The sequence below is a fragment of the Mycobacterium gordonae genome, from assembly GCF_017086405.1.
Classification (GTDB): Bacteria; Actinomycetota; Actinomycetes; order Mycobacteriales; family Mycobacteriaceae; genus Mycobacterium; species Mycobacterium gordonae_D.
This window is the reverse complement of record NZ_CP070973.1, coordinates 6,382,428-6,407,403: the sequence shown is the minus strand read 5'-3', so window position 1 is coordinate 6,407,403 and position 24,976 is coordinate 6,382,428. Positions and strand designations below refer to the sequence as shown.

At 66.1% G+C, this 24,976-nt stretch carries 23 protein-coding genes and 1 tRNA gene; 10 read left to right on the top strand and 14 right to left on the bottom strand.

Translation table 11 applies throughout. From position 1 onward, the window contains the following. Positions 1 to 68 precede the first annotated feature (68 nt). Entirely contained in the window at positions 69 to 848 is a 780-nt protein-coding gene (locus JX552_RS27555) for an enoyl-CoA hydratase (protein WP_205874927.1), read from the top strand. Between the two features lie 107 nt (positions 849 to 955). Continuing rightward, a complete protein-coding gene (locus tag JX552_RS27550; protein ID WP_205874926.1) occupies positions 956 to 2,683 on the top strand; it encodes a PE domain-containing protein in 1,728 nt (575 codons plus the stop codon). 17 nt (positions 2,684 to 2,700) lie between these two features. Here the strand turns inward: JX552_RS27550 and JX552_RS27545 are convergent, their stop codons facing one another. The 5 genes from JX552_RS27545 to JX552_RS27525 all read right to left on the bottom strand — a co-directional run bounded on the left by JX552_RS27545 (position 2,701) and on the right by JX552_RS27525 (position 7,816). Beyond that, complete coding sequence (locus JX552_RS27545; RefSeq protein WP_241010748.1) at positions 2,701 to 3,036, bottom strand: hypothetical protein; 336 nt, start codon at positions 3,034 to 3,036, stop codon at positions 2,701 to 2,703. Between the two features lie 120 nt (positions 3,037 to 3,156). Continuing rightward, positions 3,157 to 5,157 (bottom strand): serine/threonine-protein kinase, encoded by a 2,001-nt coding sequence (locus JX552_RS27540; RefSeq protein WP_241010747.1) that lies wholly within the window; start codon positions 5,155 to 5,157, stop codon positions 3,157 to 3,159. Between the two features lie 121 nt (positions 5,158 to 5,278). Further along, a complete protein-coding gene (locus tag JX552_RS27535) occupies positions 5,279 to 6,247 on the bottom strand; it encodes an alpha/beta fold hydrolase (protein WP_205874924.1) in 969 nt (322 codons plus the stop codon). A 100-nt stretch (positions 6,248 to 6,347) separates the two neighbouring features. Then, positions 6,348 to 7,154 carry an SDR family NAD(P)-dependent oxidoreductase gene (locus JX552_RS27530; RefSeq protein WP_205874923.1) on the bottom strand — a complete coding sequence of 269 codons (807 nt, stop codon included), beginning with the start codon at positions 7,152 to 7,154 and terminating at the stop codon, positions 6,348 to 6,350. Next, positions 7,151 to 7,816 (bottom strand): hypothetical protein, encoded by a 666-nt coding sequence (locus tag JX552_RS27525; protein WP_205874922.1) that lies wholly within the window; start codon positions 7,814 to 7,816, stop codon positions 7,151 to 7,153. The genes JX552_RS27530 and JX552_RS27525 overlap by 4 nt, the downstream gene beginning before the upstream one ends. A gap of 105 nt (positions 7,817 to 7,921) precedes the next feature. Here JX552_RS27525 and JX552_RS27520 point away from each other — a divergent pair, with 105 nt between their 5' ends. Next, entirely contained in the window at positions 7,922 to 8,575 is a 654-nt protein-coding gene (locus tag JX552_RS27520) for a TetR/AcrR family transcriptional regulator (protein WP_241010746.1), read from the top strand. Positions 8,576 to 8,727: 152 nt separating this feature from the next. Here the strand turns inward: JX552_RS27520 and JX552_RS33525 are convergent, their stop codons facing one another. The 5 genes from JX552_RS33525 to JX552_RS27495 all read right to left on the bottom strand — a co-directional run bounded on the left by JX552_RS33525 (position 8,728) and on the right by JX552_RS27495 (position 14,621). After that, positions 8,728 to 10,746, bottom strand: a complete 2,019-nt coding sequence (locus JX552_RS33525) for a PE domain-containing protein (protein WP_205874921.1) — start codon at positions 10,744 to 10,746, stop codon at positions 8,728 to 8,730. A 453-nt stretch (positions 10,747 to 11,199) separates the two neighbouring features. Beyond that, the gene (gene dmpG, locus JX552_RS27510) at positions 11,200 to 12,219 is read right to left on the bottom strand and encodes a 4-hydroxy-2-oxovalerate aldolase (RefSeq protein ID WP_205874920.1); all 1,020 of its coding nucleotides are present in this window, start codon (positions 12,217 to 12,219) and stop codon (positions 11,200 to 11,202) included. Then, entirely contained in the window at positions 12,216 to 13,163 is a 948-nt protein-coding gene (locus JX552_RS27505; protein ID WP_205874919.1) for an acetaldehyde dehydrogenase (acetylating), read from the bottom strand. Before JX552_RS27505 ends, dmpG begins: the two co-directional genes overlap by 4 nt. 13 nt (positions 13,164 to 13,176) lie before the next feature. After that, entirely contained in the window at positions 13,177 to 13,965 is a 789-nt protein-coding gene (locus JX552_RS27500; RefSeq protein WP_205874918.1) for a 2-keto-4-pentenoate hydratase, read from the bottom strand. Then, complete coding sequence (locus tag JX552_RS27495) at positions 13,962 to 14,621, bottom strand: TetR/AcrR family transcriptional regulator (RefSeq protein WP_205874917.1); 660 nt, start codon at positions 14,619 to 14,621, stop codon at positions 13,962 to 13,964. The genes JX552_RS27500 and JX552_RS27495 overlap by 4 nt, the downstream gene beginning before the upstream one ends. A gap of 91 nt (positions 14,622 to 14,712) precedes the next feature. Here JX552_RS27495 and JX552_RS27490 point away from each other — a divergent pair, with 91 nt between their 5' ends. Genes JX552_RS27490 through JX552_RS27480 form a run of 3 tightly spaced genes read left to right on the top strand, consistent with a single transcriptional unit; the run spans position 14,713 to position 18,138 of the window. Next, complete coding sequence (locus JX552_RS27490; protein WP_205874916.1) at positions 14,713 to 16,260, top strand: bifunctional 3-(3-hydroxy-phenyl)propionate/3-hydroxycinnamic acid hydroxylase; 1,548 nt, start codon at positions 14,713 to 14,715, stop codon at positions 16,258 to 16,260. A gap of 11 nt (positions 16,261 to 16,271) precedes the next feature. Beyond that, on the top strand, positions 16,272 to 17,117 hold the full coding sequence (locus JX552_RS27485; RefSeq protein WP_205874915.1) for an alpha/beta fold hydrolase: 846 nt from the start codon (positions 16,272 to 16,274) through the stop codon (positions 17,115 to 17,117). A gap of 19 nt (positions 17,118 to 17,136) precedes the next feature. After that, on the top strand, positions 17,137 to 18,138 hold the full coding sequence (locus JX552_RS27480) for a VOC family protein (RefSeq protein ID WP_205874914.1): 1,002 nt from the start codon (positions 17,137 to 17,139) through the stop codon (positions 18,136 to 18,138). Positions 18,139 to 18,390: 252 nt separating this feature from the next. Here the strand turns inward: JX552_RS27480 and JX552_RS27475 are convergent. Beyond that, positions 18,391 to 18,462 (bottom strand) — tRNA-Thr (locus JX552_RS27475). A gap of 27 nt (positions 18,463 to 18,489) precedes the next feature. Next, positions 18,490 to 19,212 carry a hypothetical protein gene (locus tag JX552_RS27470; protein WP_205874913.1) on the bottom strand — a complete coding sequence of 241 codons (723 nt, stop codon included), beginning with the start codon at positions 19,210 to 19,212 and terminating at the stop codon, positions 18,490 to 18,492. 154 nt (positions 19,213 to 19,366) lie between these two features. Here JX552_RS27470 and JX552_RS27465 point away from each other — a divergent pair, with 154 nt between their 5' ends. Continuing rightward, positions 19,367 to 20,095, top strand: coding sequence for a response regulator transcription factor (locus JX552_RS27465; RefSeq protein WP_205874912.1), 729 nt, complete (start codon positions 19,367 to 19,369; stop codon positions 20,093 to 20,095). 1 nt (position 20,096) lies between these two features. Beyond that, positions 20,097 to 21,575 carry a sensor histidine kinase gene (locus JX552_RS27460; protein WP_205874911.1) on the top strand — a complete coding sequence of 493 codons (1,479 nt, stop codon included), beginning with the start codon at positions 20,097 to 20,099 and terminating at the stop codon, positions 21,573 to 21,575. A gap of 55 nt (positions 21,576 to 21,630) precedes the next feature. On the opposite strand, the gene JX552_RS27455 is transcribed toward JX552_RS27460, so the two are convergent. Next, on the bottom strand, positions 21,631 to 22,035 hold the full coding sequence (locus JX552_RS27455) for an HIT family protein (RefSeq protein ID WP_205874910.1): 405 nt from the start codon (positions 22,033 to 22,035) through the stop codon (positions 21,631 to 21,633). Positions 22,036 to 22,076: 41 nt separating this feature from the next. Here JX552_RS27455 and JX552_RS27450 point away from each other — a divergent pair, with 41 nt between their 5' ends. After that, positions 22,077 to 22,994, top strand: a complete 918-nt coding sequence (locus tag JX552_RS27450) for a C1 family peptidase (protein ID WP_205874909.1) — start codon at positions 22,077 to 22,079, stop codon at positions 22,992 to 22,994. Between the two features lie 101 nt (positions 22,995 to 23,095). Further along, positions 23,096 to 24,538, top strand: a complete 1,443-nt coding sequence (locus JX552_RS27445) for a hypothetical protein (protein WP_205874908.1) — start codon at positions 23,096 to 23,098, stop codon at positions 24,536 to 24,538. Between the two features lie 14 nt (positions 24,539 to 24,552). On the opposite strand, the gene JX552_RS27440 is transcribed toward JX552_RS27445, so the two are convergent. After that, positions 24,553 to 24,969, bottom strand: coding sequence for a ketosteroid isomerase family protein (locus JX552_RS27440; protein WP_205874907.1), 417 nt, complete (start codon positions 24,967 to 24,969; stop codon positions 24,553 to 24,555). Between the last annotated feature and the right edge of the window lie 7 nt (positions 24,970 to 24,976).

The following is a 24,976-nucleotide window of genomic DNA, read 5'->3' as shown; positions in this document are numbered from 1 at the left end:
GCCGTGGCAGATGGGCGCTCCTGCGAGACGTTGAGTGACGAAGACACGAGCACGGTCGGGAAGCGCGGATGAACACAGCGGAGGGTAGTTATGTCAGACTCGCGTCGAACAGCGGCGTGTCAACTATCCAGCTGATTAATTCAGAACCGCTGAATATCATTGGCAGCCCCGCGATTTCAGAGCTCACCAATGCGTTGCGTACGGCCGGACAAGACCGCGATCTGCGCGTCGTCGTGCTGCGCGGCTCGGGTGAGCGGGCCTTCATCGGCGGGGCCGACATCAACGAGATGGTCGCCCTCGACCAAACAAGTGGTGAAGTGTTCATCCGGTTGTTGTCGGGCCTGTGCGAGGCGATCCGCGAGTGTCCCGCGCCGGTCATTGCCCGTCTTGCCGGCTGGTGCCTGGGCGGTGGCCTGGAAGTCGCGATGTCCTGCGATCTGCGGGTCGCCGAGTCTGGTGCCAGGTTCGGCATGCCGGAGGTGGCCGTCGGTATTCCGTCGGTGATCCACGCGGCACTGATGCCGGCGCTGATCGGGGCCGGGCACTCAGCCTGGATGCTGCTCACCGGCGAGACGATCGATGCCGCCACGGCCCTGAGCTGGGGACTGGTCCACGAGGTGGTCGCGCCCGAAGAGCTTGATGCCCGCCTCGCGCAGCTCACGACGCGACTCAGCGGATTCGGGCCGGCGGCGGTCCGGCAGCAGAAGCGGCTACTCAACAAGTGGTTCGAAATGCCGGTGCACGAGGCGATCGAGGACAGCGTGGGGGAGTTCGGCCGGGCGTTCTTGACAGGCGAACCGCAGCGACACATGCAGTCGTTCCTCGCCCGGAAAAGCCGAAAAGCGTAACGGCAACCGCACGCTCATCATCTGGTCAGACAATTCTCCGATACTCGCTCTTTTTCCCGCGCGGGACGCGATGATGACCTCAAGCGCAATACCAACGAAGGTGGGCGATGTCATATGTGACCACGGCGCCGGGCTTGTTGACGACGGCGGCGACAGACCTGGCAGAGATCGGTGCGGCCCTGCAGGCCGGGAACCTCGGTGCGGTCCTTCCGACGACCGAACTGGCGGCAGCGGCCGCCGACGAGGTCTCGGCAGCAATTGCGGCGCTGTTCGGCACGCACGGCCTGCAGTACCAGGCGGCGGCTGTCCAGGCGGCTTCCCATTACGAGCAGTTCCTGCAGAACCTCGGCGTTGCGGCGGCGTCGTACGCGGGTGCGGAGGCCGCGGCCGCGCAGACCCTCGGTGATCTGGATTCACTTGCCGCTCAAGGGTTTCAAAGCCTGGTCTACGGTCCGATTCATGCCGCCGGCGACGCCTGGATCGCCAGCCCCTTCGGTCAGGCGCTGGACCCGATCATCAACACGCCCACGACACTACTGCTGGGCCGCGGGCTCATCGGCCACGGGGCGGCCGGCACTGCGGCCAACCCCACGGGTGGGGCCGGGGGCATTCTGTTCGGCGATGGTGGCACAGGGTACTCCCCGACCGCCGGCGTCACGCCGGGCGGCGCGGGTGGGAACGCGGGCCTGATCGGCAACGGCGGCGCCGGGGGTGCCGGTTTTGGCGGCGCGATCGGCGGCACCGGCGGCGTCGGCGGCTGGCTGATGGGCAACGGCGGTCTGGGTGGGGCCGGCGGTACCGGAGGTGCCGGCGGTCAGGCGCTGTTCCTGGGCAACGGCGGCGCCGCGGGCGCCGGCGGGTTCGCCGGTCGGGGCGGGCTATTCGTCGGCGTAGCCGGGGCGGGCGCACTTCCTGCGGCCGCCCCGAACACGCCCATCCAGATCGACTTCGTGCGCCACGGGCAGTCGATCGCCAACGCGCAGGGCTGGATCGACACCGCGGTGCCGGGCGTCAGCCTGACGCCGCTGGGTCAGCAGCAGGCCCAAGCCATCGCGAATGTCCTTTTCCCGCAAGGCCCGTATGCCGGAATATTCGAGTCACAGCTGCTGCGGACGCAGCAGACCGCCGCGCCTTTGGTGGGCATGACGGGTCTGGCCCCGCAGATCTTGCCCGGGCTCAACGAGATCAATGCCGGCCTCTTGGAGGGTCTGCCCCAAATCCCCTGGGGCCTCCCCTATCTCGTGGGCCCGGCAGCCTGGGTGCTCGGCTTTCCGCTGTTCCCGATGTTGGCTCCGGGATCCACCGACATCAACGGAATAGTGTTCAACAACAACTTCTCCGGTGCCGTGGAGACGATCTACAACACCTCGCTGGGCAACCCGGTTCTGGCCGCGAACGGCAACATCACCGCAGCCGCGTACTCGAGCGCGTTCACCATCGAGGCGGGCACCCTGATGAACGTCAACAACCCGAACCCCTTGCTGTTGCTTACCAATCAGCTCAACAACACCAGCGTCGTCGTCGTTCAGGGCGACCCCAAGGGGGGCTGGAACCTGGTCAGCTGGGACGGTGTGCCGGTGGGTCCGGCAAACTTGCCGACCAAGCTGTTCGTCGATTTCCGGAACCTGATCGTGCCCCCGCAGATCGCGGTGTGGAACGCGGTCACGGGTCTGCTCTCCGGCGACCCGACCACGTTCGCGATCGCGGTCCGCGACGGCCTCGAAGGGGTCGGCACCGCGACGGCGAACTTCCCGTTGGCGGTTGCCGAGGACTTGGTCGAGTCCCTGACTCACCCCAGCCTGAGCGGTCTGACCGGCCTGCCCGTCCCGGTCTAGCCGGCAGTACCAGCGGATTAGCTGGGGGGGTCGATCGTGGTGAAGACGTGGTAGAAGTACGTGACGCTGTCGCTCTCGCCGTTGTCGACCCGTTTGAACGCCTTCCATATGGGGCTCGCATGCGCTCGGGTCGAGGCGCGGTAAACGGTCAACATCCCGAGCTGCTTGGCGAGATCGGGTGGTGTGTCGACCCACTCGTAGCCCGCATTACGAACCATGACTTCGCCCAGATAGCAACCGAATACAAAGATGGACTCGGCCACCGCGTTCGATCCTGGTTCGCGGAAACCGTCCAATATCCGGTCCACGTGTCGCAACGATTCCGGCTTGTAATCGAGCTCGATCGCGTCCACGTTTCGGGCGGCATCAGCCGCGCGTTGTGCGAGGTAGGCCGCGTTCGCTGGTGTAGGCGTTGCCGGGAGTCGCAGGCTGCGACCCGCCCATGGTGGTCCGTAGGCAGGAGCCACGAATCCTCAATCTCTGATGCGCGTGAAGACCTGATCGTAGGGGCCGCCCTTGCAAGCGCTGCCCGTGGCGTCCTCCAGGCCATGTCCGGAGAGCGAGGTGATCGGGTCCTGGGCAGGCTTGGGCAGCGGGAACACTCCGGTCATCCTGACCCGGCTGGTGCCGCCGGCCGGGCACGGGACGTCCTCTTCGGAGTTCTCCGTCCATGCGTTGTTGGCGAAGATGAACAGCTGATGATCGGTAAAATCTGTCAGCACGAAACGGCTCAGGCACCGGTCTCCGGCGCGCAGGCAGAACGTATCCACACTGAAGTCCTGGTCGCCCAGCTTGGGTTGGCCGGTTGCTGTCGTCACTCTCGAGCGGTAGAAGCCGCGAAGTCCCAGTGCCGGGGACGCGACCCGGGCGGGCAAGGTGGTCGGGTCGGGCAGGCCAGCGATGTCAGCGTCGCCGGTGCGGGTGAACGTCACGCTGCGTTTGCTGTAGCACCTGACGGAGTCGTCGATCCACTCGCCGGCCAAGCTGCCGTCTGGACGCGGTAGAAGGTAGATCCAGTGCCACTCTTCGATGTCTTCGTTGCCGCATCTCTCGGTGTCGAGCGCCACCGCGATCCAGCGTCCGTTGATGTCGTCGAATACGAGAGTCGTCGGGTGTTTGAAGGATCCGGCGCTTCTGGCCGCCGTAGCCACGCAGCCCTTCGCGCCGCACACCGATCGCAGATTCCACGTCTCCTGCCCGGGTGGTTCCATGCCTGGCTCTGGCTTACCCGACAGGCCGATGCTGGGGCCGAAGCTGACGGTGTAGGCGCCGGTTATCGGCCCGGAATTGGCGAGCGGGGTGGTCGCGGGACCACTTTTGTCATCCGGGATCAGCGCGAAGACGGCGACCAGGGCGATGACGGCGATCGCCGCGAGAATTCCGCTCGCCACGACAGCGCGTCGACGTTTCCGGTTCGGCGGTCGCGATGACGTCGTCGCTACGGACCGGGTTGGGCTGACGGGCGGCGGGTTGGAGCTGGGCGGGACATCGGGACCGGCGGCAGGCGGCACGTATTGCCGGTACTGCGTCGCATCGGTGTTGGAAACCGGCGCGGCGGGATAGTAGTTCCGCGGCACGCTGGCTTGCACCGGCACCGGCGCCGGGGTGTGGTGTTGGGCGGGCGCCTTGCCCGGTTGACTGATTGCCGCACGGGCCGCCGCGGCCATCTCGACGGGAGTCGCGTAGCGCTGGTCGGGATTCTTGGCCATCCCGATCGCGATGACGCCGTCGAGTTGGATGGGCAGACCTTTGCGGAACGCCGAGGGCCGCGGCGTCGGCAAGCCGAGATGGCCGCCGATCTGTTGTTCGATACTGGTCCCTGGGTACGGCTGACTGCCGGTCAGGCACTCGTGCAGAACGCAGGCGAGCGAATACGTATCGCTGCGCGGGTCCGTTTGACCTTGATTGAGCCGTTCGGGGGCCATATAGGCCCAGGTGCCGATCACGCTGCCGGTATGAGTCATCCGTGCTTCGCCCGCGGCGCTGGCGATCCCGAAGTCGATCAGGTAAGCGAAGTCGTTGGGTGTGACCAGGATGTTGGACGGCTTGACGTCCCGGTGCACCAGCCCGATCTGGTGCGCGCTGTGCAGTGCCGAGGCGATCTGCTCGATGATCGTCACCGCGCGTCCCGGATCCATGACACCGTCGGCGATCATGCTCTGTAGATCGCGCCCGTTGATCAGGCGCATGTCCACGTAGAGGCGGCCGTCGATTTCGCCGAAATGGTGAATCGGGATGACGTGGGGGTCGTTGAGCCCGGCCGCGGCTAGCGCCTCCCGTCGGAACCGCTGCACGAAAGTCGGGTCGTTGGCGAGGTTCGCCGACAACACTTTGACGGCGACCACGCGTTGGGTCTCCGTGTCGAAGGCTCGCCAGACCTCACCCATGCCACCGCGGCCAATCAGCTCGATCAGCCGATAGCGGCCGAACGGCGTGCCCTCGTCGTCCACAACACTCCCTGAACCGAACGTCACGATCTTGCCAACAGATTGAAGCCGCAAAGTGAAGCCACTGGGCCGTGGCCGACGAGACTCAGAGAATAGTCATATGTTTCACACAAATCCGGCTTCCGCCGACCGGTGCTCGAAGGATTCTCTAGCCGCAGAGGGATTCGTCCGGAGTAGGCACCGCCTGCAGGTGCCGGCGCGTGCGTTGCCGGCTGACCCGCGGTGCGGCGTGCTCAGACCCGGCGCGCTGCGCTGCCGACCAGTCGGCCAGTGACACGGCCGCCTCCCGGTGCTCCTCCTGCGAGCTGATGAATTCGGTGATGAGCCGGGCCACCGTCTCGGCGTGCTCGGTGTGGGGATGGTGGGCGGCGCCCGGGATGATGCGCAGTCGACTGTGCGGCATCGCCCGGTGGGCGGCGTAGGCGTGGTCGACCGGGATCACCGGGTCCTGATCCCCGGTGATGATCAGCACCGGCCGGTCGGCATTGGAGTGCAGACGGGTCAGCGCGCAGACCGCCTGTCCGCTGCCGTCGACGACGGCGCGCAGCGTGCGCAAAAACGCCTGTCGGTTCTCCCGGTTCGCCAGCGCGGCGTGCGCCTCCCAGTGGTGGCTGAGGTCCGATCGGTTGCCCAGCGCCGCGACTGCCATCCGGACTTTGATCACCGGCCTGGCGGACGCCAGTTGCAGCAGCACACCCGAACCTGGCAGCGATGCCAGCCGCAACGTCCGGTTCACCTCGTTGCCGAGGCCGCCGCTGCTGATCAGGATCAACCGTTCGCAGTAGTCAGGGTGCTGATGGGCGAATTGCATCGCGATGCCGCCGCCCAACGAGTGGCCGACAATCGTCACTCGCGGAATGCCAAGGGTGTCAAGGAGATCCCGCAGCCACACCGCGAAAGCGCCCAACGAGTAGTCACCCCGTGGCTTGGCGGTCTGACCGTGGCCCAGCAGGTCCGGCGCGATGACGCGGTACTTTTTGGCCAGCATCGGGATCATCGGCCGCCAGTTGTTCGAGTTGCCGCCCATTCCGTGGATCAGCAGCAGCACCTCGCCGGCCCCTTCGTCGCGGTACGCGACGCGGTCGCCGTGCAGTTCAATCGTTCGGAGAGTAGTCATGTCGGCCTGCTTGGTCACTTCGATGTGGACGGATTGATCCCGGTGAACTGAAGTGTGTGGGGCAGACCTTGTACGTTTCTTGCGTCCTTCTAAATGCTTTCTAGCCAATCCGGTCCAGGTAGCCGCGGCGGCGCTGTTCGTCGAAGTGCCCGGGTGGTTCGTTTCGGGTTGCGATCCGTTTGAGGCGTTGCATCAACGGTTCTGGCGTCACTTCTTCAATGGCTCCGAAGGGTGCCAGCCACCACGGCACGGTGACTTCCCGCCCCGGCCGGCGCGCACTGTCGACGATCGCCGCGGCGATCTGCTCGGGTTGGCGGGTGGGTAAGAGGTCCAGTGACACGCCCGCGGTCAACTCCGTGTGCACGGCGGTCGGCATCAACGTGGTGATGGTGACGTCGGTGTCGGCGATCTCGGCGCGCACCGCTCGCGAAAGTGCCGCTACCGCATACTTTGTCGCGCAATAAACCGAGATTCCGGGGGTGGTGACCTTGGCTGCCATCGACGCGACGTTGACGATATGGCCGTAGTTACGCTCGAGCATGCCGGGCAGGAACTGGTGCATCCCGTTGATGACACCTACGAAGTTCACCGCCACCTCACGGTGGTATGCCGACAGCTGCTGCTCGACGAATGGTCCCATGTATTGGATGCCGGCATTGTTGACCAGCATCGAAACCGGGCCGGCCGCGGATGCGGCGCGGTGAAACGCCGCGACGCTGGACTCGTCGGTCACATCGAGATGAGCCGCATTGACCCCGATTTCGCGCGCGGTGCGGTGGCACTCGTCGGCGTCCAGATCGCCGATCCACACGGTGGCTCCGCGCGCGGCGAGTTCGGCGGCAGTGGCGCGTCCGATGCCGCGTGCGCCGCCGGTAACGCACACGACGGCACCCTTGAGCTTGATCATCGAGTCGCGCTCTCGTCGATGAACTCCCGCAGCGCGAAGTAGGCGATGAGCCGGATTTCGCCGCTGTGCAGTCTCAGCAACGCCCGCCCCAGGTAGAGGCCGGGCAGGAGTTCTACGATCTCGTCACGGGTTCGCTTGATCGGGAAGGTGCGCACGCTGGGATTGCGGTATTCATCGGGGCTGTAGTCCAGTGCACGCACCGTGTTGTACGGCGAAATGGCGGCGGTCTCGATGCGGTGATTGAAGCCGAAGCCCACCATCTCCGGTCCCACCCTGCGTAGTCCCCGGTAGAGCGGGGCGATGACGGGCATCGCGTACCTGGCCAGTGGGGCCAGGCGATTGAAGCCGGTATTCGCCTCGAAGGTCTTGCCGCGCCAGGTGGGGTCGACCTTCAGGAGCGGGTTGGCCAGGTACGCCTCCGGGATGCCGAACAGGTTCCCGACGATGAGGCCCTCCAGCGCGCCCCGCGGTCCGTCGGGGGCGTTACCCCGGGCGAACAGCGCGGCGAGCTGATCACGTCGACCGCTGCTGCCCAGTTCTCGCAGGTAGTCCCAACCTTGGCGGCGCGCCAACACCGGCGCGGTCCGTGCCAGCTGCCGGAGGTCGCTAAGTGCCGATGTGTTCAGCTCAGGCGTCTTGGTGTTGGTGGCTGCTTTGGTCATGGGGCTCTCCGATCGGCGCAATTCTGGTACGAAACAGTGCCAAATATCTGGTACCAGAATGTGCCAGACTTTGCCGGTGTTGTCAACGGCTGCGAGGATCTGACGGTGTCCGAGTCAACCCAGCGTGCCTATGGCGGCCAGTCCGCCCAGGAGCGTCGACGCCAGCGCCGCAGCCGTCTGTTGGACGCGGCGGTGGACGCGATGGCGCGCAACGAATGGCGCGGTGTGACCGTCGACAAGCTCTGCGCCGCAGCCGGTTTGAACAAGCGGTACTTCTACGAAAGCTTCACCGACGTCGATGCGTTGTCTGCCGCGGTCGTCGACGACATCGCGGAAGAGGTGCGCGCGGCCACCCTGGCGGCCGTCGGCGATGTCCTGGAGCAGCCGTTGGAGACGCAAGCGTTGGCGGGCGTGGCGGCGGCGGTGCGAGCCCTAGTCGATGATCCTCGCCGGGCGCGGGTCCTGCTCGCCGGCGTAGCAGCCTCACCGGAATTGCAGGCGCACCGCAATACGGTGATGCACCGGCTGACCGACGTTTTGATCGACCACGGTCGCGCGGTACACGGCGTGGAGCTGGAGTCAGATCCGCTGGCGAAGGTCGCGCCGTCGTTCATCGTCGGCGGCACGGCCGAAGCCATCCTCGCCTTCGTCAACGGTGACGTGGACCTGTCGCTGGATGAGTTGATCGGTCAGCTGGCGACCCTTTGGCTGATCACCGGCAACGGCGCGGTGCAGGTGGCCCGGGCTCGGATGACCTAGCCCCGCCGCTCGGGCGATGAATCCGCAGTTCTGCAAGGGAAAGCGATCGGCTGTCGGCTGCACGTGGTGTCCGGCCCACGCAGGGTGGGGAGCGCCGTGACATGGCGACCGGCCAGATCTGCCCACCCGGCGCTCGGGTGACGTGACGATCCTCAGCTGAGGAAGGGATTGAGAATCGGCGGAATGATCTGGTTGCCGGTCACGCCGGTGAGCCGACACCAGATTTGGGCGGGGATGTTCAGCGATTGGTAAATGCCGGCTCCGATCCAGGACACCGGGAACTGCAGGAATTCCGGCACCGCATCGACGATGTCCTTGATCGGGCCGTACACCAGATAAGGGATCGTGGCCGCGACCGTCCGCGAGTCCAGCAAGTAGTTGGTGACGGGGTCGGGGTAACCCTGTGCGCCGAATGAGGCGTTGAGCACGTTGAATATGTTGTTTCCGGGATCAAAGTAGGTGTTGTCGAAGACGTGCGATGTCAGCGGCGCACCCTGCATGTACGGCAGCGGCGCAAGGCCGAATTGCTGCATGATTGTCGGCGTCACACTGACGGTTTGCCACGAGTTGTTGATCCAGCCGTCGAGCGAATCGTTGTAGGACTGATCGAACATGAGGAACGTCTGTGTCTCGCGGGGGGATTGGAAGCCGTGGCCGCGGCCGAACTGGTCGGGTCCTATTTCACCGTGGTCGGTGACGATGAGCGTGGACCACTGCTCGCCGTGATCCTGCTCCCATTGCGCCACTGCGCCCAAGATGCCGCCACCGCCTATTTCCTGCTTGCCCAGGTTGTAGTCCAGGTTTCGAATGGCTTCGGCGTATTGCGGTGAATCTCCGCCGTATTGGTGGGCGTTGTTATCGACGCCTGCGAAGGACGCGAATATGAGATTGCCCTTGCTTGAACTGGCTGTCGCGATCGCGGCTTGGGTCTTCGCACCGACCAGGTTCTGCGTCGCTATCCAGTCTGTGTCGCCCGGGACCTGCGGCACGAATTCGATGTAGTCGGCGGGGTTCGAGCCGGCACCTGCAATTCGGGTGTTGATGCCGCTGGTGGTGCCCTCGCCGTTGGCGATCACTGTGGTGTCCACCAAGGGGCCCCAGGTGGCCTCGAGTTGGTTGTACACCGTCGACCAGGTGTCGTAGGTCCACGGGGTGTAGACGTTGTTGCTCACGCCTGCCGTCTCCATCCACACACCTGTCTGAATCGTCGTCCATGAGGGGTTGGAGATCGTGGTGTGTCCGACGATCGTCGACGCGGAGGTAACGCTTTGCTTCATGAAGGCGTGAAAGTTGGGAGTGCCGGCGGGGTCGGCCAGGATCTTGGTCAGGTTTGTACCGTCGGTGCCGATCAGCAGAAAATTCATGTTGGGTGCGGTCGTGAGCAACGCAAGGGCCTGTTGTTGAGACACCTGCAGCACGGCTGGATGCTCCCCCGCGGCGCCGGCGGCACCGGGCGTGCCGAATAAGGACAGTGCCCTCCCGCCTGCCCCACCGCCCCCAGCGGTGATGGAGCCCAAGCCGATCCCTCCGACCCCGCCGACCCCGCCGTTGCCCAGTAACCAGCCGCCGGTGCCGCCAGTGCCGCCGGCCCCACCCCCGATACCGCCGCCGCCGCCCACACCGCCGTTACCGATCAGCCCGGCACTGCCGCCGGCCCCTCCACGCTGGCCCAGCGCACCCGATCCACCCGCGCCGCCATTGCCCCACAGGATCCCACCGTCGCCGCCGCGCTGGCCGCTACCGGGCATGGCGTCGACGCCGTCGCCGATCAGCGGGCGCCCCAACAGGAAATTCGTCGGCGCGTTGACCACGCCCAGGAACTCGTCGATCACGGGCTCCAGCGGCCCGGCCGCCTGCGCGGCGCCGGCTGAGGGCAGCAATGAGGCGACGATCGCTCGCTCCGTGTCGGCGTAGGTAGTCTGCGCGGTGTTCAGCAGCTGAGCCAACCGGGTCTGGCCCCATACCACCTGATCGCTTGCGCGAAGATATGCCCGCCCATGATCACCGAACAATTTCGCGATCGCTGCCGACACCTCGTCCTCGGCGGCAGCCAACAGGTCAGTAGTCGGTAACGCCGCGGCGATGTTGGCGCGCGTCACCGCCGCTCCAATGCTCGATACGTCCGCTGCGGCGGCCGCAATCTGCTCAACACCAGCGATGACAAATGACATCCCGACTTCCCCTTGCCCGGCGAACGCGCCTGCCCTGTTCATCGAAGTTGGAAACTGACGACAGGAGCATCTTGCCAGCGGCACCAGCTCAACGACAGCTCATCGCGGCCCAAAATGGGCCAGCGCGTCGGCGGCTGTGGCCGACTCGGCCAGCGAGCCGCCGGCGGGTACCCGGCCTACCGCGTCGACGAGAGCAGCACTCGCGGCCCGCCCGCACATTTCGAAATAATGCAGAGCACAACGTAATTCGAACAGCGGCGCATCCTGTTGGCGGGCCAGTTGCCGGGCGCTGTCCAGGTCGGCGAGCCGCGCAGCGGTATCCGTCTGAAGCGCCCTCGAGTCCCGTCGTCGCCCCTGACGTGGAGCGTTGCCTGCAACTCGGCGGTGCCGACGCGGGGCAAAGCAGTAAACCTGTCGGCATTGTTCAGGTCCGAGTGAGTTGCGGTTTCGTGCTTAGACGGAAGCCCGTTCACCGGTCAGGTCGAGGGCGATGTCGACGAGCACATCCTCCTGGCCGCCGACCAGTCCGCGGCGTCCGGCTTCGACCAGCAGCGAACGCGCGTCGACGTCGAACCGCTCGGCGGTTGCCTCGGCGTGCCGCAGGAAGCTGGAGTACACGCCGGCATAGCCCAGCGTCAGGGTCTCGCGGTCGACGCGCACCGGGCGCTCCTGCAGAGGCCGCACCAAGTCGTCAGCCGCGTCTTCGAGCGCGTTGAGATCGCAGCCGTGCTCCCAACCCATCCGGGTGGCCGCCGCGATGAAGACCTCCAGCGGCGCGTTGCCAGCACCGGCGCCCATGCCCGTCAGCGACGCATCGACGCGGTGGCAGCCGTACTCGACGGCGACGATCGAATTGGCCACCCCGAGCGCCATGTTGTGGTGCGCGTGGATGCCGACTTCGGTTGCATCGCAGAGGCTGTCGCGGACGGCCTGCACCCGTTCGGCGACATCGTGCATGGTCATCGCGCCGCCGGAGTCGACGACGTAGACGCACCCGGCACCGTATCCCTCCATCAGGACGGCCTGTTCGGCGAGCTTCTGCGGGGTGGTCAGGTGGCTCATCATGAGGAAGCCGACGGTGTCCATGCCGAGTTCGCGTGCCGCGGCGATGTGGTGCGCGGAGATGTCGGCCTCGGTGCAGTGCGTCCCGACCCGCACGACACTGGCTCCCGCCCGCTGCGCGGCGGTGAGGTCGCGGACGGTCCCGATGCCCGGAAGTACAAGGGTCGCCACCTTGGCCCTGTGCACAGTCCCAGCCACGGCTTCGATCCACTCCAGGTCGGTGTGGGCAGCGAACCCATATACGCAGCTGGACCCGGATAACCCGTCGCCGTGGGCGACTTCGATCGAATCCACCCCGGCCGCGTCCAGCGCTCGGGCGATTTCGGTGACCTGTTCCAGGGTGTACTGGTGCCGGACGGCGTGCATCCCGTCGCGCAGTGTGACGTCGCTGATGTAGAGCGGCTTGGTCATTGTCGAACCCTCGCCGTCGATTGGGCGGCGACTCGCTCCGCGGCGGCCAGGGCGGCCGACGTCATGATGTCCAGATTGCCCGCGTACGCAGGCAGGTAGTGCGCTGCGCCGGTCACCTGCAACATCACGGTGACCCGGGTGCCGATGAACTTCCCGGTCTCCGGGATGTGCAGCGGCCGTTCGGCTTCGAAGGTTTCGAACTGGACAGGCCTGGTGAGTTGGTAGCCCGGAACGTATCGGGTGACCGTTTCCACCATTTCGGCGATCGAGTCGTCGATGGTCTCGTGGTCGCAGTCGCCCTCGATCAGGCAGTACACGGTGTTGCGCATGAGAACGGGGGGATCGGCCGGGTTGAGGATCATCACCGCCTTGCTTCTTTGCGCTCCGCCAACCACTTTCAGCGCGCTGGCGGTCGTCTCGATGAATTCGTCGATGCTGGCGCGCGTGCCCGGTCCGGCCGACTTGGAAGAGATCGAGGAAACGACCTCGGCGTACGAGACGGGGGTCGCAGTGTTGACGGCGGCGACGATCGGTACGGCGGCCTGCCCTCCGCACGTCACCATGTTCAGGTTCGGCGCGTCGATGTGGTGTTCTAAGTTCACCACCGGCACGCAGTAGGGTCCGACGGCCGCCGGCGTCAGGTCCAGGAGACGGATCCCGCTGTCCCGCAGTATGTTCCAGTGCCTGACATGGGCGCTAGCAATCGTGGCGTCGAACACTAGCCGGATGTCGCCGAAGTGGGGCATCTTCAGCAGCCTCTCGATACCCCCCGAAGACATCGGGACACCAAGGCGTTTCGCCGCGGCCAGCCCGTCGGACCCGGCGTCGATGCCGATCATCGCCGCCATCTCCAGCGGTCCTCCGCTGCGCAGGACCTTGATCATCAGGTCGGTGCCGATGTTGCCGGACCCGATGATGGCGACCGGATACCGTTCACTGCGCACCGGAAGTCGCTCCTTACTCGAAACTGACGCTGACGGAACCGAGCCCGCTGACCGTCGCCGACGCGCGGTCTCCGGCGGCGACGAACATGGCCGTGGTGTAGGAGCCGGACATGACGAACTCGCCGGCCTCGATGGTGGTGCCGTACATTGCGAGCGCGTTGGCCAGCCAGGCGACCGCCGCGCCGGGATGGCCCATCACGGCGGTGCCCGCACCGGTGGCGACGGTCACGTCGTTGATGACGAGTGTCGCGGTGGTCTCGGGGAGCGCGGGCGCCCGGCCGATCGGCACCCACTCACCCAAGACCACGGCACCGGAACTGGCGTTATCGGCGATGGTGTCTGCCAAGGTGATTCGCCAGTCCGCGATCCGGCTGTCGACGATCTCCAATGCCGGGGCCACCGCTTCCGTCGCGGCCAGCACATCGCCGATCGTGATTCCCGGACCGTGCAAGGGTGCGCGCATCAGGAAGGCGACCTCCGGCTCGACCCGCGGTGCGCAGAACGCGGCGATCGGCACGTTCGCCGCGTCGGGCAGCACCATGTTGTCCAGGATGTAGCCGAAGTCGGGCTCGTCGACTCCGAGCAGTTCCTGCATGGGCGCGGAGGTCAGGCCGATCTTGTGGCCGCGCAGCACGTGACCGTCGGCGAGGTAGCGAGCCATGTTGCTGCGCTGCACCGAATAAGCCTGCGACACAGTCATGTTCGGGTTGGTCTGGGTCAGTGGCTGAATCGGGACTGCGGTGCGCCGAGCCTCGTAGAGCAGTCGAGCCGCGTCGGTTGGCTGCGCGGATTGGACGGTCATGCCGGCTCCTCGGGCCGTAGCAGCTTGGCCGCCATGTCGAAGACGATCCGAACGTGCAGGTTCAGCAGTTTGACCAGGTCGACGGAGTCCCCGCCCACTTCCTTGGCGATGAACAAGCCGTCGGCGCCGGCGATCGCGTACGTGGTGAGCAGGCGCACACCCTCTTCGTCGAGCTCTGGCGCCGCCTGCCGGACGATTTCCTGGAACCGGTGGAACGCGCGGTCGCGGACCTCGAGGAACATCTCCCTGGCCCGGGGTTCGACGGGCCGACGCTCCAGGCTCAGCATGAGCCCGAGGCGCAGGAAGTCAGGCGCGTCGAGCAGCGCCTTGGCTACCCGGCCCCCGAACTCGGTCAACCACGTGCGGTCCACCGTCACGTCCTGCAGGTCGAGTTCGGCCAGCCAGCGCCGAAAGCTCCGCTCGATCACCGCCGCGATCAGGTCGTCCTTGTCGGTGAAGTGCCAGTAGATGGACGTGGGGGGCAGGCCGCTCTTCTTGCTGACCAGCGAGATCGTCGTGCCGTCGTAGCCGCGTTCGGTGGCGACTTCGGTTGCCGCGTCCAGGATCCGCTCGCGCGATTGCTCTCCGTTGGCGCGCCTGCGTCGCTGCGGACGGAGTTCGGCGGCGTCCTGCTCGGCCGACTTCTGCTGTGCCACGTTCCCTCCCGTTGAGGTATTGACGACCACTCTGCTCCGAGCTTACTGTAGGGAACGCTACATTAACAACCCACCGTCGAAGGTTCCCCTCATGTCAGACCAGCCGATTTATGACGTAGCGATCGTCGGATACGGGCCCGTTGGCGTCACCGCGGCCAACCTGCTCGGCCAGATGGGCCTCAAGGTCGTCGTCGTGGAACGCGATCCGAACATCTACACGCGCGCCAGAGCCATCTCCACCGACGAAGAGGTCGTGCGCATCTGGCAACAGGTCGGCCTGGCAGACCGCCTCAACGCCGACATGCAACCCGGTAACGGCGCGAATTTCGTTGATGCCAAGGGCGTGCCGTTCGTGCGGCTGCTGCCGGTGTCGCGGGGGAATGGTCACCCGCCGCAGCAGTTCATCTACCAACCCGCGCTGGAGAAGGTGCTGCGCGAGGGGGTGGACCGGTTCCCCAACGTCACGGTCCTGCTGGAGCACGAGTGCCTGCGGATAGTGCAGCGCGACGAGCATGTCGAATTGATGCTGGCCGATCTTCGCGTCGACGAGTTCCGGCGAATCAGGGCGTCGTACGTGATCGCGGCTGACGGCGGGTCGAGTTTCATCCGCGGCCAACTGGGCATCGGTTTCAGCGGGCGCACCTTCGCGGAGCGCTGGATCGTCATCGACACCAAGGTGCTCAAGGAATGGCCGGGCCACGACCGGCTGCGTTTCCACTGCAACCCGCAGCGGCCCACCGTGGACTGCCCCACCCCATTGGGTCACCACCGGTGGGAGTTTCCGGTGCGTGACAACGAGGACGAGAAGAGCCTGCTCTCCGAGGAGGCGATCTGGAAAGTGTTGAGCGCGCAGGGCATCTCACCTGAGAACGTGAAAATCCTTGGGTTCGCGTGCTACAGCCACCACGTCCGCTTTGCCGATCGGTGGCGGGTTGGGCGCGTCTTCCTGGCCGGTGACGCTGCGCACGCGATGCCGCCGTGGATCGGGCAGGGGATGTGCGCCGGGGTGCGCGACGTCGCGAACTTGTGCTGGAAGCTGGCTGCGGTGTTGACCGGATCGCTGCCCGAGTCGGTGCTCGACACCTACCAGGCCGAGCGGCTGCCACACGTGCGAGAGGTGACCAATCGCGCGGTCAAGACCGGCAAGCTCATCATCCAGCACGACCCGCGTCGCGCCGCCGCACGCAACCACTTCTTCCGCGCCGCCAGCAGGGTGCCCGGCTTCACGTCCTGGCTGCGTCAGCACCGTTGGCTGCCGCACGCGCGGTATCGGACGGGGTTGTTGGCGCAGAACGGGAACGGCGCGGTCGGCTGGCTGATCCCGCAGCCGTGGGTCCTCGAAGAGAAGGGCGACGCGGTGCGCCTGGACGACGTCATCGGCGGCCGCTGGACGGTGCTGCATCTCGGAGCCGCCCCCGATCTGCCGGGCTGGCGTGATGCTGGCGTCCCCGTGCTGAAAATCCTTGTCCCCGGAGCCGTTCCGAGCGCGGATAGCGTCGTTGACGCCGACGGCATCTTGACGCGCTGGCTCGACAAGCGAGGTGCTTCGGCGGTGGTGGTACGGCCCGACGGGTTCGTCTACGCCGCCGCCAAGGAAGACCAGCTGCTGCCGGCACCCCCGACCGGACTCAAGGCGTGAGGGCGGATTCGATGACCAGCAACACCATGACCGAGCGCACCGTGCGCGTCCACGGCAAAGACATCTTTCTCGTCGAGCGGGGAGACGGTGCGCCGGTGGTCCTGCTGCACGGCGGTGGACCGGGCGCGTCGGGCGTGTCGAACTTCTCGCGCAACATTGAGCACCTGGCCGAGAACTTCCGGGTGATCGTCCCCGACCTGCCCGGCTACGGCCGCTCATCTAAGGGCGTGGACCGCAACGACCCGTTCGGATACCTGGCCGGTCACATCCGCGGCATGCTCGACCAGCTCGGCATCCAGCACGCGCATCTGGTCGGCAACTCCTTCGGCGGTGCCTGCGCGTTGCGCCTCGCGCTGGACGGTCCGCACCGGGTCGACAAACTGGTGCTGATGGGGCCGGGCGGTGTGGGCACTACGCGCGGGCTGCCGACCGCGGGCCTGAAGAGCCTGCTGTCTTACTACGGCGGTGACGGTCCCAGCCCCGAAAAACTGCGGACCTTCATCCGCTCCTATCTGGTCTACGACGGCGACGCTGTGCCGGAGGACCTGATCGAGTCGCGCTACCGGTCGTCCATCGAGCCCGAGGTCGTCGCAAACCCGCCCCTGCAACGCCCGGCGGGGCTCGGCGCGCTCTGGCGGATGGATTTCACCCGCGACCGACGGCTCAACCGCCTGGCAACGCCGACGCTGGTCATCTGGGGCCGCGACGACAAGGTCAACAAGCCCAGCGGCGCGACGATGCTGGGCGAGCGGTTGCCCAACGCCGACGTGCTCGTTACGGCGAACACCGGCCACTGGGTTCAGTGGGAACGCGCCGACTTCTTCAACGCCGTCACCACCGCGTTCCTGACAGCCTGATCGTTGACAAGGAAATCTCATGACTACTGATGTCTTCGGCAACGTCCACCTGGGCTATGTCGTGATCGAAACCAACAAGTTCGCCGATTGGAAGCGCTTCGGCCGTGACGCGATCGGTATGCACCTCGACGAGATGCTGCCCGACACGATGCGGTTTCGGCTGGACGCCAACGAATGTCGCTTCCTGGTGCGACGAGGGCCGGCGGAGGACGTCGTCGCCCTGGGCTGGCATCTCGACGACCACGCCACTTTCGATGAGGTGTGCCGCAGGGTCACCGACCACGGTGTGCCTGCTGTCGAGGGCTCCGACGACGACGCCAAACTCCGCGGCGTCGAACGTTTCCTGCGGTTCCCCGGACCGAACGGCCTCACCCAGGAGGTGTACACCACCGCCCGCACCGCCCCGCTCGGGCTGGACATACCGGGCAGCGGGTTCGTCACCGGCGCGGGCGGACTCGGCCACGTGGCGATCGCCACCAAGAAGCCGCATGAGATGCGCGGCTATTACAACCAGGTGTTCAATGCGCGCCTGTCGGACTACATCGACGAGACGATCAACGGGCTGAAGCTGAAAATCCGCTTTCTGCGGGTCAACGAACGGCACCACTCGGTGGCGATTGCCTCGGTGAACATGTTGCCGGTCAACCCGATTCGCACGCGCGTGCAACACGTGAACGTCCAGGTGGCCACGCTTGACGACATGGTGACGTCCTATCAGCGCGTCAAGGCGTTGGGATTTGACATGGCGCTGTCGGTCGGGCAGCACACGAACGACAAGGAACTGTCCTACTACGCGTTGACCCCCTCTGGATTCGAGTGGGAGGTCGGCTGGAACCCCATCGTCGTCGATGAGTCCGTCTGGAAGCCCACAACCCACCGGGGCATCAGCATCTGGGGGCACAAGCCGGAGGGGCAAACCGTCATCGACAAGCTCGAGATGTTCGCGGTAGCCGCGCGGTCGGTGGTGCGCCGCGAAGCCACCGTCCCGGCGCTCAGTTCCCCGCCGATCGCTGACGACTGAGTTGCGGCAAGCCAAACACGCCCCGCAAAGAGTCCGACTCCGCCGCCTGATGGGACCGCCTAGGCTGGCTGCGCGGATCCGAGGACTTTCCCTCGGGGAGCGGTCATCCCGAGCAGCGAGGTCCTCCCTGGCGACGGCCGGCCGCACGGATTCAGGAGCGCTGAGCGGTTTCAGCGCCCCCTCTTCAACGCCCCTGTTCAGAGCCCCTGTTCAGAGCCCCTGTTCAGAGCCCCTGTTCAGAGCCCTGTTCAGAGCCCCCTGTCAGGATTGAACTGACGACCGCTCGCTTACAAGGCGAGTGCTCTACCACTGAGCTAAGGAGGCCGGTAAAACCGGTGCCAGCCTAACTGGTCACGGCTCGCCCTCGACGATGCGTTGCGAGCGCACCGGTCGCGACGACGAACGGGGCCGCCGCCCCGGCAACGGGATGCGGTCGGCGATGGTGCTCAACGGGTTGACCACCATGGTCAGCGAGATGACCGCATCCTGCAGGGTGGCGATCGCGGGTTCCAGGGCCTCCATCCCGGGCGCCAGCCGGGCCAGGGTGTCGGCGACATCGGCTAGCTGTTCCAGCGGCCCGTTTTTGGCTGTCAGCTTGTCCACCAGGCCGCCCTCGGAGAGCAGCTTGTCGGCCAAACCGTCCTCGGCCAGCATTCGCTCGATCATGCCGTCGGCCCCCAGCAGCTGGTCGGCCAGGCCGCCAGGCTGCAGGGCGCGCTGCAGGCCGCCACCTTCTGCGGTCAGCCGGTCGACAAGCCCACCCTCGGCGGTCAGCAGATCGACCACCCCGCCCGGGCGCAGCATCCGGTCCATCGGACCGTTGGGGGCCACCGCCCGTCCCAGGGGCATGTCGTCGTCGAGCAGGCGCGCCAGCCGATTGGCCCGCGCCAGCGCGTCGTCGATGCCGAGCATGTTGGCCATCGCGTTCGATCCACTCGGCCCGCTGGTATCGCCCAACGCCTGCTTTGCCAGACCCACCCCCGCGCCGGCGATATTCAGGCTTGCTTCCGCGGCGGCCAACCCGGCGCGCGCAGGAGCGGTCGCAACACCCATGAGGGCTTTGACGAGGTTCATTCTCCGAGTCTATTCGCGGCTTGTGCCCGGCCAACACCGCGCGGTTCCCGATTCACTCCGCGACTCCTGGCAGACTGCTAGCAGATTGTTTGCACCGACCTTTCAGGAAGTTTTCAATGACTCTGAAGCTAATACTCAACTTCGGGAGATTGACGTGACACTGGGACATCCCGGCGGCGAGAACACCAAACCGGAGGCTCGCATCCTCGTCGTCGACGACGAGGCCAACATCGTCGAGCTGCTGTCGGTGAGCCTGAAGTTCCAGGGCTTCGAAGTCATCACCGCGACCAACGGGGCCCAGGCCCTCGACCGGGCCCGTGAATCCAAGCCGGACGCGGTCATCCTCGACGTGATGATGCCCGGAATGGACGGGTTCGGAGTACTGCGCCGGTTGCGCGCCGACGGCATCGACGCCCCGGCCCTGTTCTTGACGGCCCGCGACTCGTTGCAGGACAAGATCGCCGGTCTGACCCTCGGTGGCGATGACTACGTGACGAAGCCGTTCAGCCTGGAAGAGGTGGTAGCCCGGTTGCGGGTCATTCTGCGTCGCGCCGGTAAGGGCACCAGCAACGAACCGCGCAATGCCCGGCTGTCGTTCGCCGACATCGAACTCGACGAGGAGACGCACGAAGTGTGGAAGGCCGGCGAACCGGTCTCCCTGTCGCCCACCGAGTTCACGCTGTTGCGTTACTTCGTGATCAACGCCGGCACCGTGCTGAGTAAGCCGAAGATCCTCGACCACGTCTGGCGCTACGACTTCGGGGGTGACGTCAACGTCGTGGAGTCCTATGTGTCGTATCTGCGCCGCAAGATCGACACCGGGGAGAAGCGCCTGCTGCATACCCTGCGAGGGGTGGGCTACGTACTGCGCGAACCACGTTGAGATGACCGGCCGCTACCGCCGTGGCGTGCCCCTGCGGGTGAGTCTGGTCGCAGCGACATTAGTGCTGGTCCTATGCGGGCTGCTGGGCTCGGGGGTGGCGGTGACCTCTATCCTGCGCCACAGCTTGGTCAGCCGTATCGACTCGACCCTGATGGACGCCACCCGCACCTGGGCGCAGGCCCCGTGGAAGCACACCACGTCCAACGGGCAGGGCTTCGATCCGGCGCGGCCGCCGTCGAAGTTCTACGTGCGGGCGATCAGCCCCGACGGTCGCCCCATGACCGCGATCAATGACCGCAACGCCGAGCCTGCGCTGCCCGCCAACAACGATGTCGGCCCCAACCCGACAACGCTGCCTTCGGTCAGCGACTCGGACATCCGGTGGCGCGCGGTGACGGTCCGCGGACCCCAGGGCGGGATCACGACGGTGGCCATCGACCTGTCCGATGTCGACCACACGGTCCGGTCGCTGGTCTGGTTGCAGGCCGGTATCGGGACCGCGGTGCTGGTTGTGGTCGGCATCGCCAGCTTCGTGGTGGTGTATCGCAGCCTGCGGCCGTTGACCGAAGTCGAGCAGACGGCGGCCGCGATCGCCGCGGGCCAGTTGGACCGTCGCGTCACCGAACGCGACCCGCGCACGGAAGTGGGTCGACTTTCCTTGGCGCTCAACGGAATGCTGTCCCAGATTCAACAGGCGGTGGCCGCCTCGGAATCGTCGGCCGAAACCGCTCGCGATTCAGAGGAACGGATGCGACGGTTCATCACCGACGCCAGCCACGAACTTCGCACGCCGTTGACGACGATCCGCGGCTTCGCCGAGTTGTACCGGCAGGGCGCCGCCCGGGACGTCTCGATGCTGCTGTCGCGGATCGAAAGCGAAGCCAGCCGGATGGGGTTGTTGGTCGACGACCTCTTGCTGCTGGCCCGCCTTGATGTGCAGCGGCCGCTGGAACAGCACCGGGTGGACCTGCTGGCGCTGGCCAGCGACGCCGTGCACGACGGGCGCGCGATCGATCCCCAGCGCACCATCACCATGGAGGTCTTCGACGGGCCCGGCACCCCGGAGGTGTTGGGCGACGAAGCGCGTCTGCGTCAGGTGCTGGGCAACCTCGTCGCGAACGCGATCCAGCACACACCGGTGACCGCTGACGTCACCATCCGGGTCGGCACCGACGCCGACGACGCCTTGCTCGAGATCGCCGACAAGGGACCAGGCATGAGCCAGGAGGACGCGGACCGGATCTTCGAGCGCTTCTACCGCACCGATTCGTCCCGCGCGCGGGCCAGCGGCGGCACCGGGCTCGGGTTGTCGATCGTCGACTCGCTGGTCAAGGCACACGGCGGCACCGTCACGGTGACCACTGCGCCGGGGGAGGGCTGCTGCTTCCGGGTCGCACTGCCCCGGGTGAGTGACGTGGTCACCCCGTCGAGCCTGCCCGGACTTGTTGAGCCTGCCCCAGACGCATCGAGCCTGCGCTGAGGGTAGACGACACGCGGCACCTCGAGCCCTGATGCAGGTTCGGCGCAAAGCGTCCCTACAACAACTCGGCCAGCGCCGCCTTGATCTTGGCCTGGGCCTCGTCCAGCGACTCCGGTGACGGGTTGCGGTCGACGTGTGCGAAGCCGAAGTCGCTGAGGTTGCGGGCCGGAAAGACGTGGACGTGCAGGTGCGGCACCTCCAAGCCGGCGATGATCACGCCGGCGCGGTCCGCCGAGAACGCCTTGGTCACGGCCTTGCCGATCAGCTGGCTCACTTGCATGACACGGGCGAATACCGGCGGGTCGATGTCCTGCCACTGATCGATCTCGGCCCGTGGCACCACCAGGGTGTGGCCTTGCGTCATCGGCTCGATCGTCAGGAACGCGACGACGTCGTCGTCCTCGTAGACGAAGCGGCCGGGGAGTTCGCGGTTGATGATCTTGGTGAAGATCGACGCCATTGCCTCAGCATATGTGCGCCCTGCCCAATAGGGTCATCCGCATGCAGCTCCGGATCGGCCGACGCCAGATGCTCGCGCTCACCGCCGCCGGTACCCTCGGCGCGCTGCTGCCGGCCTGCGGCGCCCAGGACGAAGAGCCCTACGAGCTGACCTCCTACGGTTACGACTCCGACGTCTCGGAGCCGGGAGCGCCCGAGACGCCCGAGCGCCCGGGTCGGCTGCCCGCGGCGGCCTCGGTCAACACGGAGTGGCTACCACCGGTGGGCAGACAGACCATGCCGAACTGTTTCGTGTGGGCCACCGTGTACGGCCTGGCGACGTTCTACGCCGCCGGCAAAAGCGCCACTGCGCCAAGCACTCCCGCACGCCGCGCCGGTCCCGACTATGCCTACATCCGATACCAGTTGGCGAACAAACTCACCGAGAACACCTGCAAGGGCGGCCAGATGGTCAAGTGTCTCAACTGGTTACAGTCCAATGGCGGCACGCCTTCGCTGGCTGCGGCACCCAATGTCGGCAGGCGCAGATCCACCACATCGTGTGAGGCCAACTGGGCCGACTACGGTTCACGCACCGTCGACCCGGATCCGATGTTTCGGATCCCCGGGCACACACTCATCCGGATCACCGGACCGGAGGGCCTGAACAACCTACGCAGCGTGATCGTGAAAGGTCTGCCGGTGGCCTTCGGCGTCAACCTCTACAGCGACTTTCCGCACTACCGCGGCACGCCGTCGCCGTACGTCGGTAACGGACAGTGGCTGATCAACGCATCCGGCAAGAAAGCCGGTCACGTCATGGTCATCACCGCGTACGACGACAACAGGAGCGCCGGCGCGGTGCGAATTCAGAACAGCTTCGGAAAACGTTGGGGGGAGCAGGGATTCATGTGGATGGCATACGAAACCTTGGCCAAGATGGCGCAGGGAACCGGGGTGTACATACCGGACCGGGCTTGACGCCGCAAATCGGTGCGGCCGAATCGTTAACGCACCGTTGCCGTGTCGTTCTCCGTGCCCGCCAGAATGCCATGTGACTCAATTCACGGGAGGCGACCTTGGTGCGTTTTCCCACAGCGCTGCTGGCGATTCCGGTGGCAGTGCTGACCGCATGCGCGGTGTCCCTGATCCCCGCCCTCACGCCGGCCCGGGCGGCCGATGCCTACGGTCCGCTCGCGCCGCCGAACCCGTACCTGGCGCCCAACGGCCTGGCCTCGATGCACAACGACGCTGGATCGGCCGATGCCGGACCGCTCCCCGGTCCCGGCGCGCGCCTGGTGCCGATCTTCGCATTCCCGCTCCTGGCCGCATGTCCGACGATCACCCAGGGCACCGACGGTCTGGTGCTAGCGCTGTGCACCACGATCACCCAACAGGCTCCGGTACTGCATCTGCTTGATCCCGGCGGCATCCTGCCGCAGGTAATTCCGCTGGCCAGTCTGGACATCACCAAGGGCGGCCTGCTCGGCGGCGTCTACGCCTACCTGGACAACAACAACCAGATGGTGCTGATCGACGGCGTCAACCACCTGTTGCGCATCGCGCATACCAGGGACGAACGGGGTCGCTGGCAGTTGGTCGTCACCCAGTCCACGGACCTGTCCGGCGTCATACCCCCCGGTGACAGCTCGGTCGGCGTGGTCCCCGACTATCAGGGCAACGTCTGGTTCGCCACCGCCGGCGGCGTGGTCGGGGTCGCGAAAGCCGCTGGGGGCGTTGCCAGTCTGCAGCTGCCCGCCGGACAGCAAGTGGCCAACAGCATCTCGGCGTCACCCCTCAACCGCATCGCGGTAGCCACCACGTTCGCCGTCTACGAGATCAACCTCAACGGCGGCGGTAATCCGCAGGTCCTGTGGAGCCAGAACTACGACCGGGGGCCGGCCCGCAAACCGGGTCAGCTGAGTTGGGGGACCGGTTCCACCCCAACGTATTTCGGCCCAACCGGCGCCGACTACGTGACCATCGTCGACAACGCCGAGCCGCAGGTGCACGCTGTGGTTTACCAATCCGGCACCGGCAATATCGTATGCCAGCAGACGGTCCTGACGCAGGGAGGACCGGGCAGCGAGAACTCACCGATCGGTGCGGGCAATTCGATGTTCATCGCCAGCACTTACGGCTATCCCTATCCCGCGGTCCCGCCGGGTGCGGGTCCGGCGGTGCCGCCGACGGCGCCGTTCGTCGGCGGGATGACGCGAGTGGACATGGACAGCCCGGGCCCTGGCTGTCACACGGTGTGGGAGAGCAAGGTTCGCAGTGCCGCGCTGCCACACCTGTCCACCGGCGACGGGCTGATCTACACCATCACCCGGATCGGGCTCGACCAGACTACGCCGGCCGACATCTTCGCCTACTCGGTTATCGACCCGACCACCGGGAGATTGATGCACCAGCAACCGAAGTCGGCCACTCTGCTCAGCGACCCGATTCAGACGGCGTGCATGGTCCTGATGGGCGGCAAGATCATGCAGGGCAATATCACCGGAATCGGCCGCATCGGCTAGTTTCTCGCGCGGGGTTACTCCTGCGTGAACTTCATCATGTCGAGGTTCCAGTACCCCCGCATGCTATTGATCAGACCGTCGTCGTTGACGCGATAGGTGAACACGCCGCGCACCTCGCTGGTGAAGCCGCCCTCGAACTTGCTGTTCAGCACGAGGATATGAGCGATCTCGTGGGGTGAACTGGAAGGGAAGGTCTCTTCGCAGGTGATCCTCAGCTGGTTGGCGGCGATGTTGGTGTCATAGAACGTGGCCACCCCCTCTTTGCCCTTCACGCCGGTGCCGTCCGGATTGGTGACGGCTTTACCGATCGGGTCCTCGATCACCACGTCGTCGGCCATCAATGCCAACCAACCTTCGCGATCATGCGCTTGCACACAGCGCCATGACGATTGCGAGGCTGTCAGCGCCGGGGATTGGGCGGTTGGGCTCATTGCGGGT

Coding starts and splice junctions, on each gene's coding strand:
- JX552_RS27555 (WP_205874927.1), top strand. CDS start 69: ATGAACACAGCGGAGGGTAGTTATGTCAGACTCGCGTCGAACAGCGGC.
- JX552_RS27550 (WP_205874926.1), top strand. CDS start 956: ATGTCATATGTGACCACGGCGCCGGGCTTGTTGACGACGGCGGCGACA.
- JX552_RS27535 (WP_205874924.1), bottom strand. CDS start 6,247: ATGACTACTCTCCGAACGATTGAACTGCACGGCGACCGCGTCGCGTAC.
- JX552_RS27530 (WP_205874923.1), bottom strand. CDS start 7,154: ATGATCAAGCTCAAGGGTGCCGTCGTGTGCGTTACCGGCGGCGCACGC.
- JX552_RS27525 (WP_205874922.1), bottom strand. CDS start 7,816: ATGACCAAAGCAGCCACCAACACCAAGACGCCTGAGCTGAACACATCG.
- JX552_RS33525 (WP_205874921.1), bottom strand. CDS start 10,746: ATGTCATTTGTCATCGCTGGTGTTGAGCAGATTGCGGCCGCCGCAGCG.
- dmpG (WP_205874920.1), bottom strand. CDS start 12,219: ATGACCAAGCCGCTCTACATCAGCGACGTCACACTGCGCGACGGGATG.
- JX552_RS27500 (WP_205874918.1), bottom strand. CDS start 13,965: ATGACCGTCCAATCCGCGCAGCCAACCGACGCGGCTCGACTGCTCTAC.
- JX552_RS27490 (WP_205874916.1), top strand. CDS start 14,713: ATGTCAGACCAGCCGATTTATGACGTAGCGATCGTCGGATACGGGCCC.
- JX552_RS27485 (WP_205874915.1), top strand. CDS start 16,272: ATGACCAGCAACACCATGACCGAGCGCACCGTGCGCGTCCACGGCAAA.
- JX552_RS27480 (WP_205874914.1), top strand. CDS start 17,137: ATGACTACTGATGTCTTCGGCAACGTCCACCTGGGCTATGTCGTGATC.
- JX552_RS27470 (WP_205874913.1), bottom strand. CDS start 19,212: ATGAACCTCGTCAAAGCCCTCATGGGTGTTGCGACCGCTCCTGCGCGC.
- JX552_RS27460 (WP_205874911.1), top strand. CDS start 20,097: ATGACCGGCCGCTACCGCCGTGGCGTGCCCCTGCGGGTGAGTCTGGTC.
- JX552_RS27455 (WP_205874910.1), bottom strand. CDS start 22,035: ATGGCGTCGATCTTCACCAAGATCATCAACCGCGAACTCCCCGGCCGC.
- JX552_RS27450 (WP_205874909.1), top strand. CDS start 22,077: ATGCAGCTCCGGATCGGCCGACGCCAGATGCTCGCGCTCACCGCCGCC.
- JX552_RS27440 (WP_205874907.1), bottom strand. CDS start 24,969: ATGAGCCCAACCGCCCAATCCCCGGCGCTGACAGCCTCGCAATCGTCA.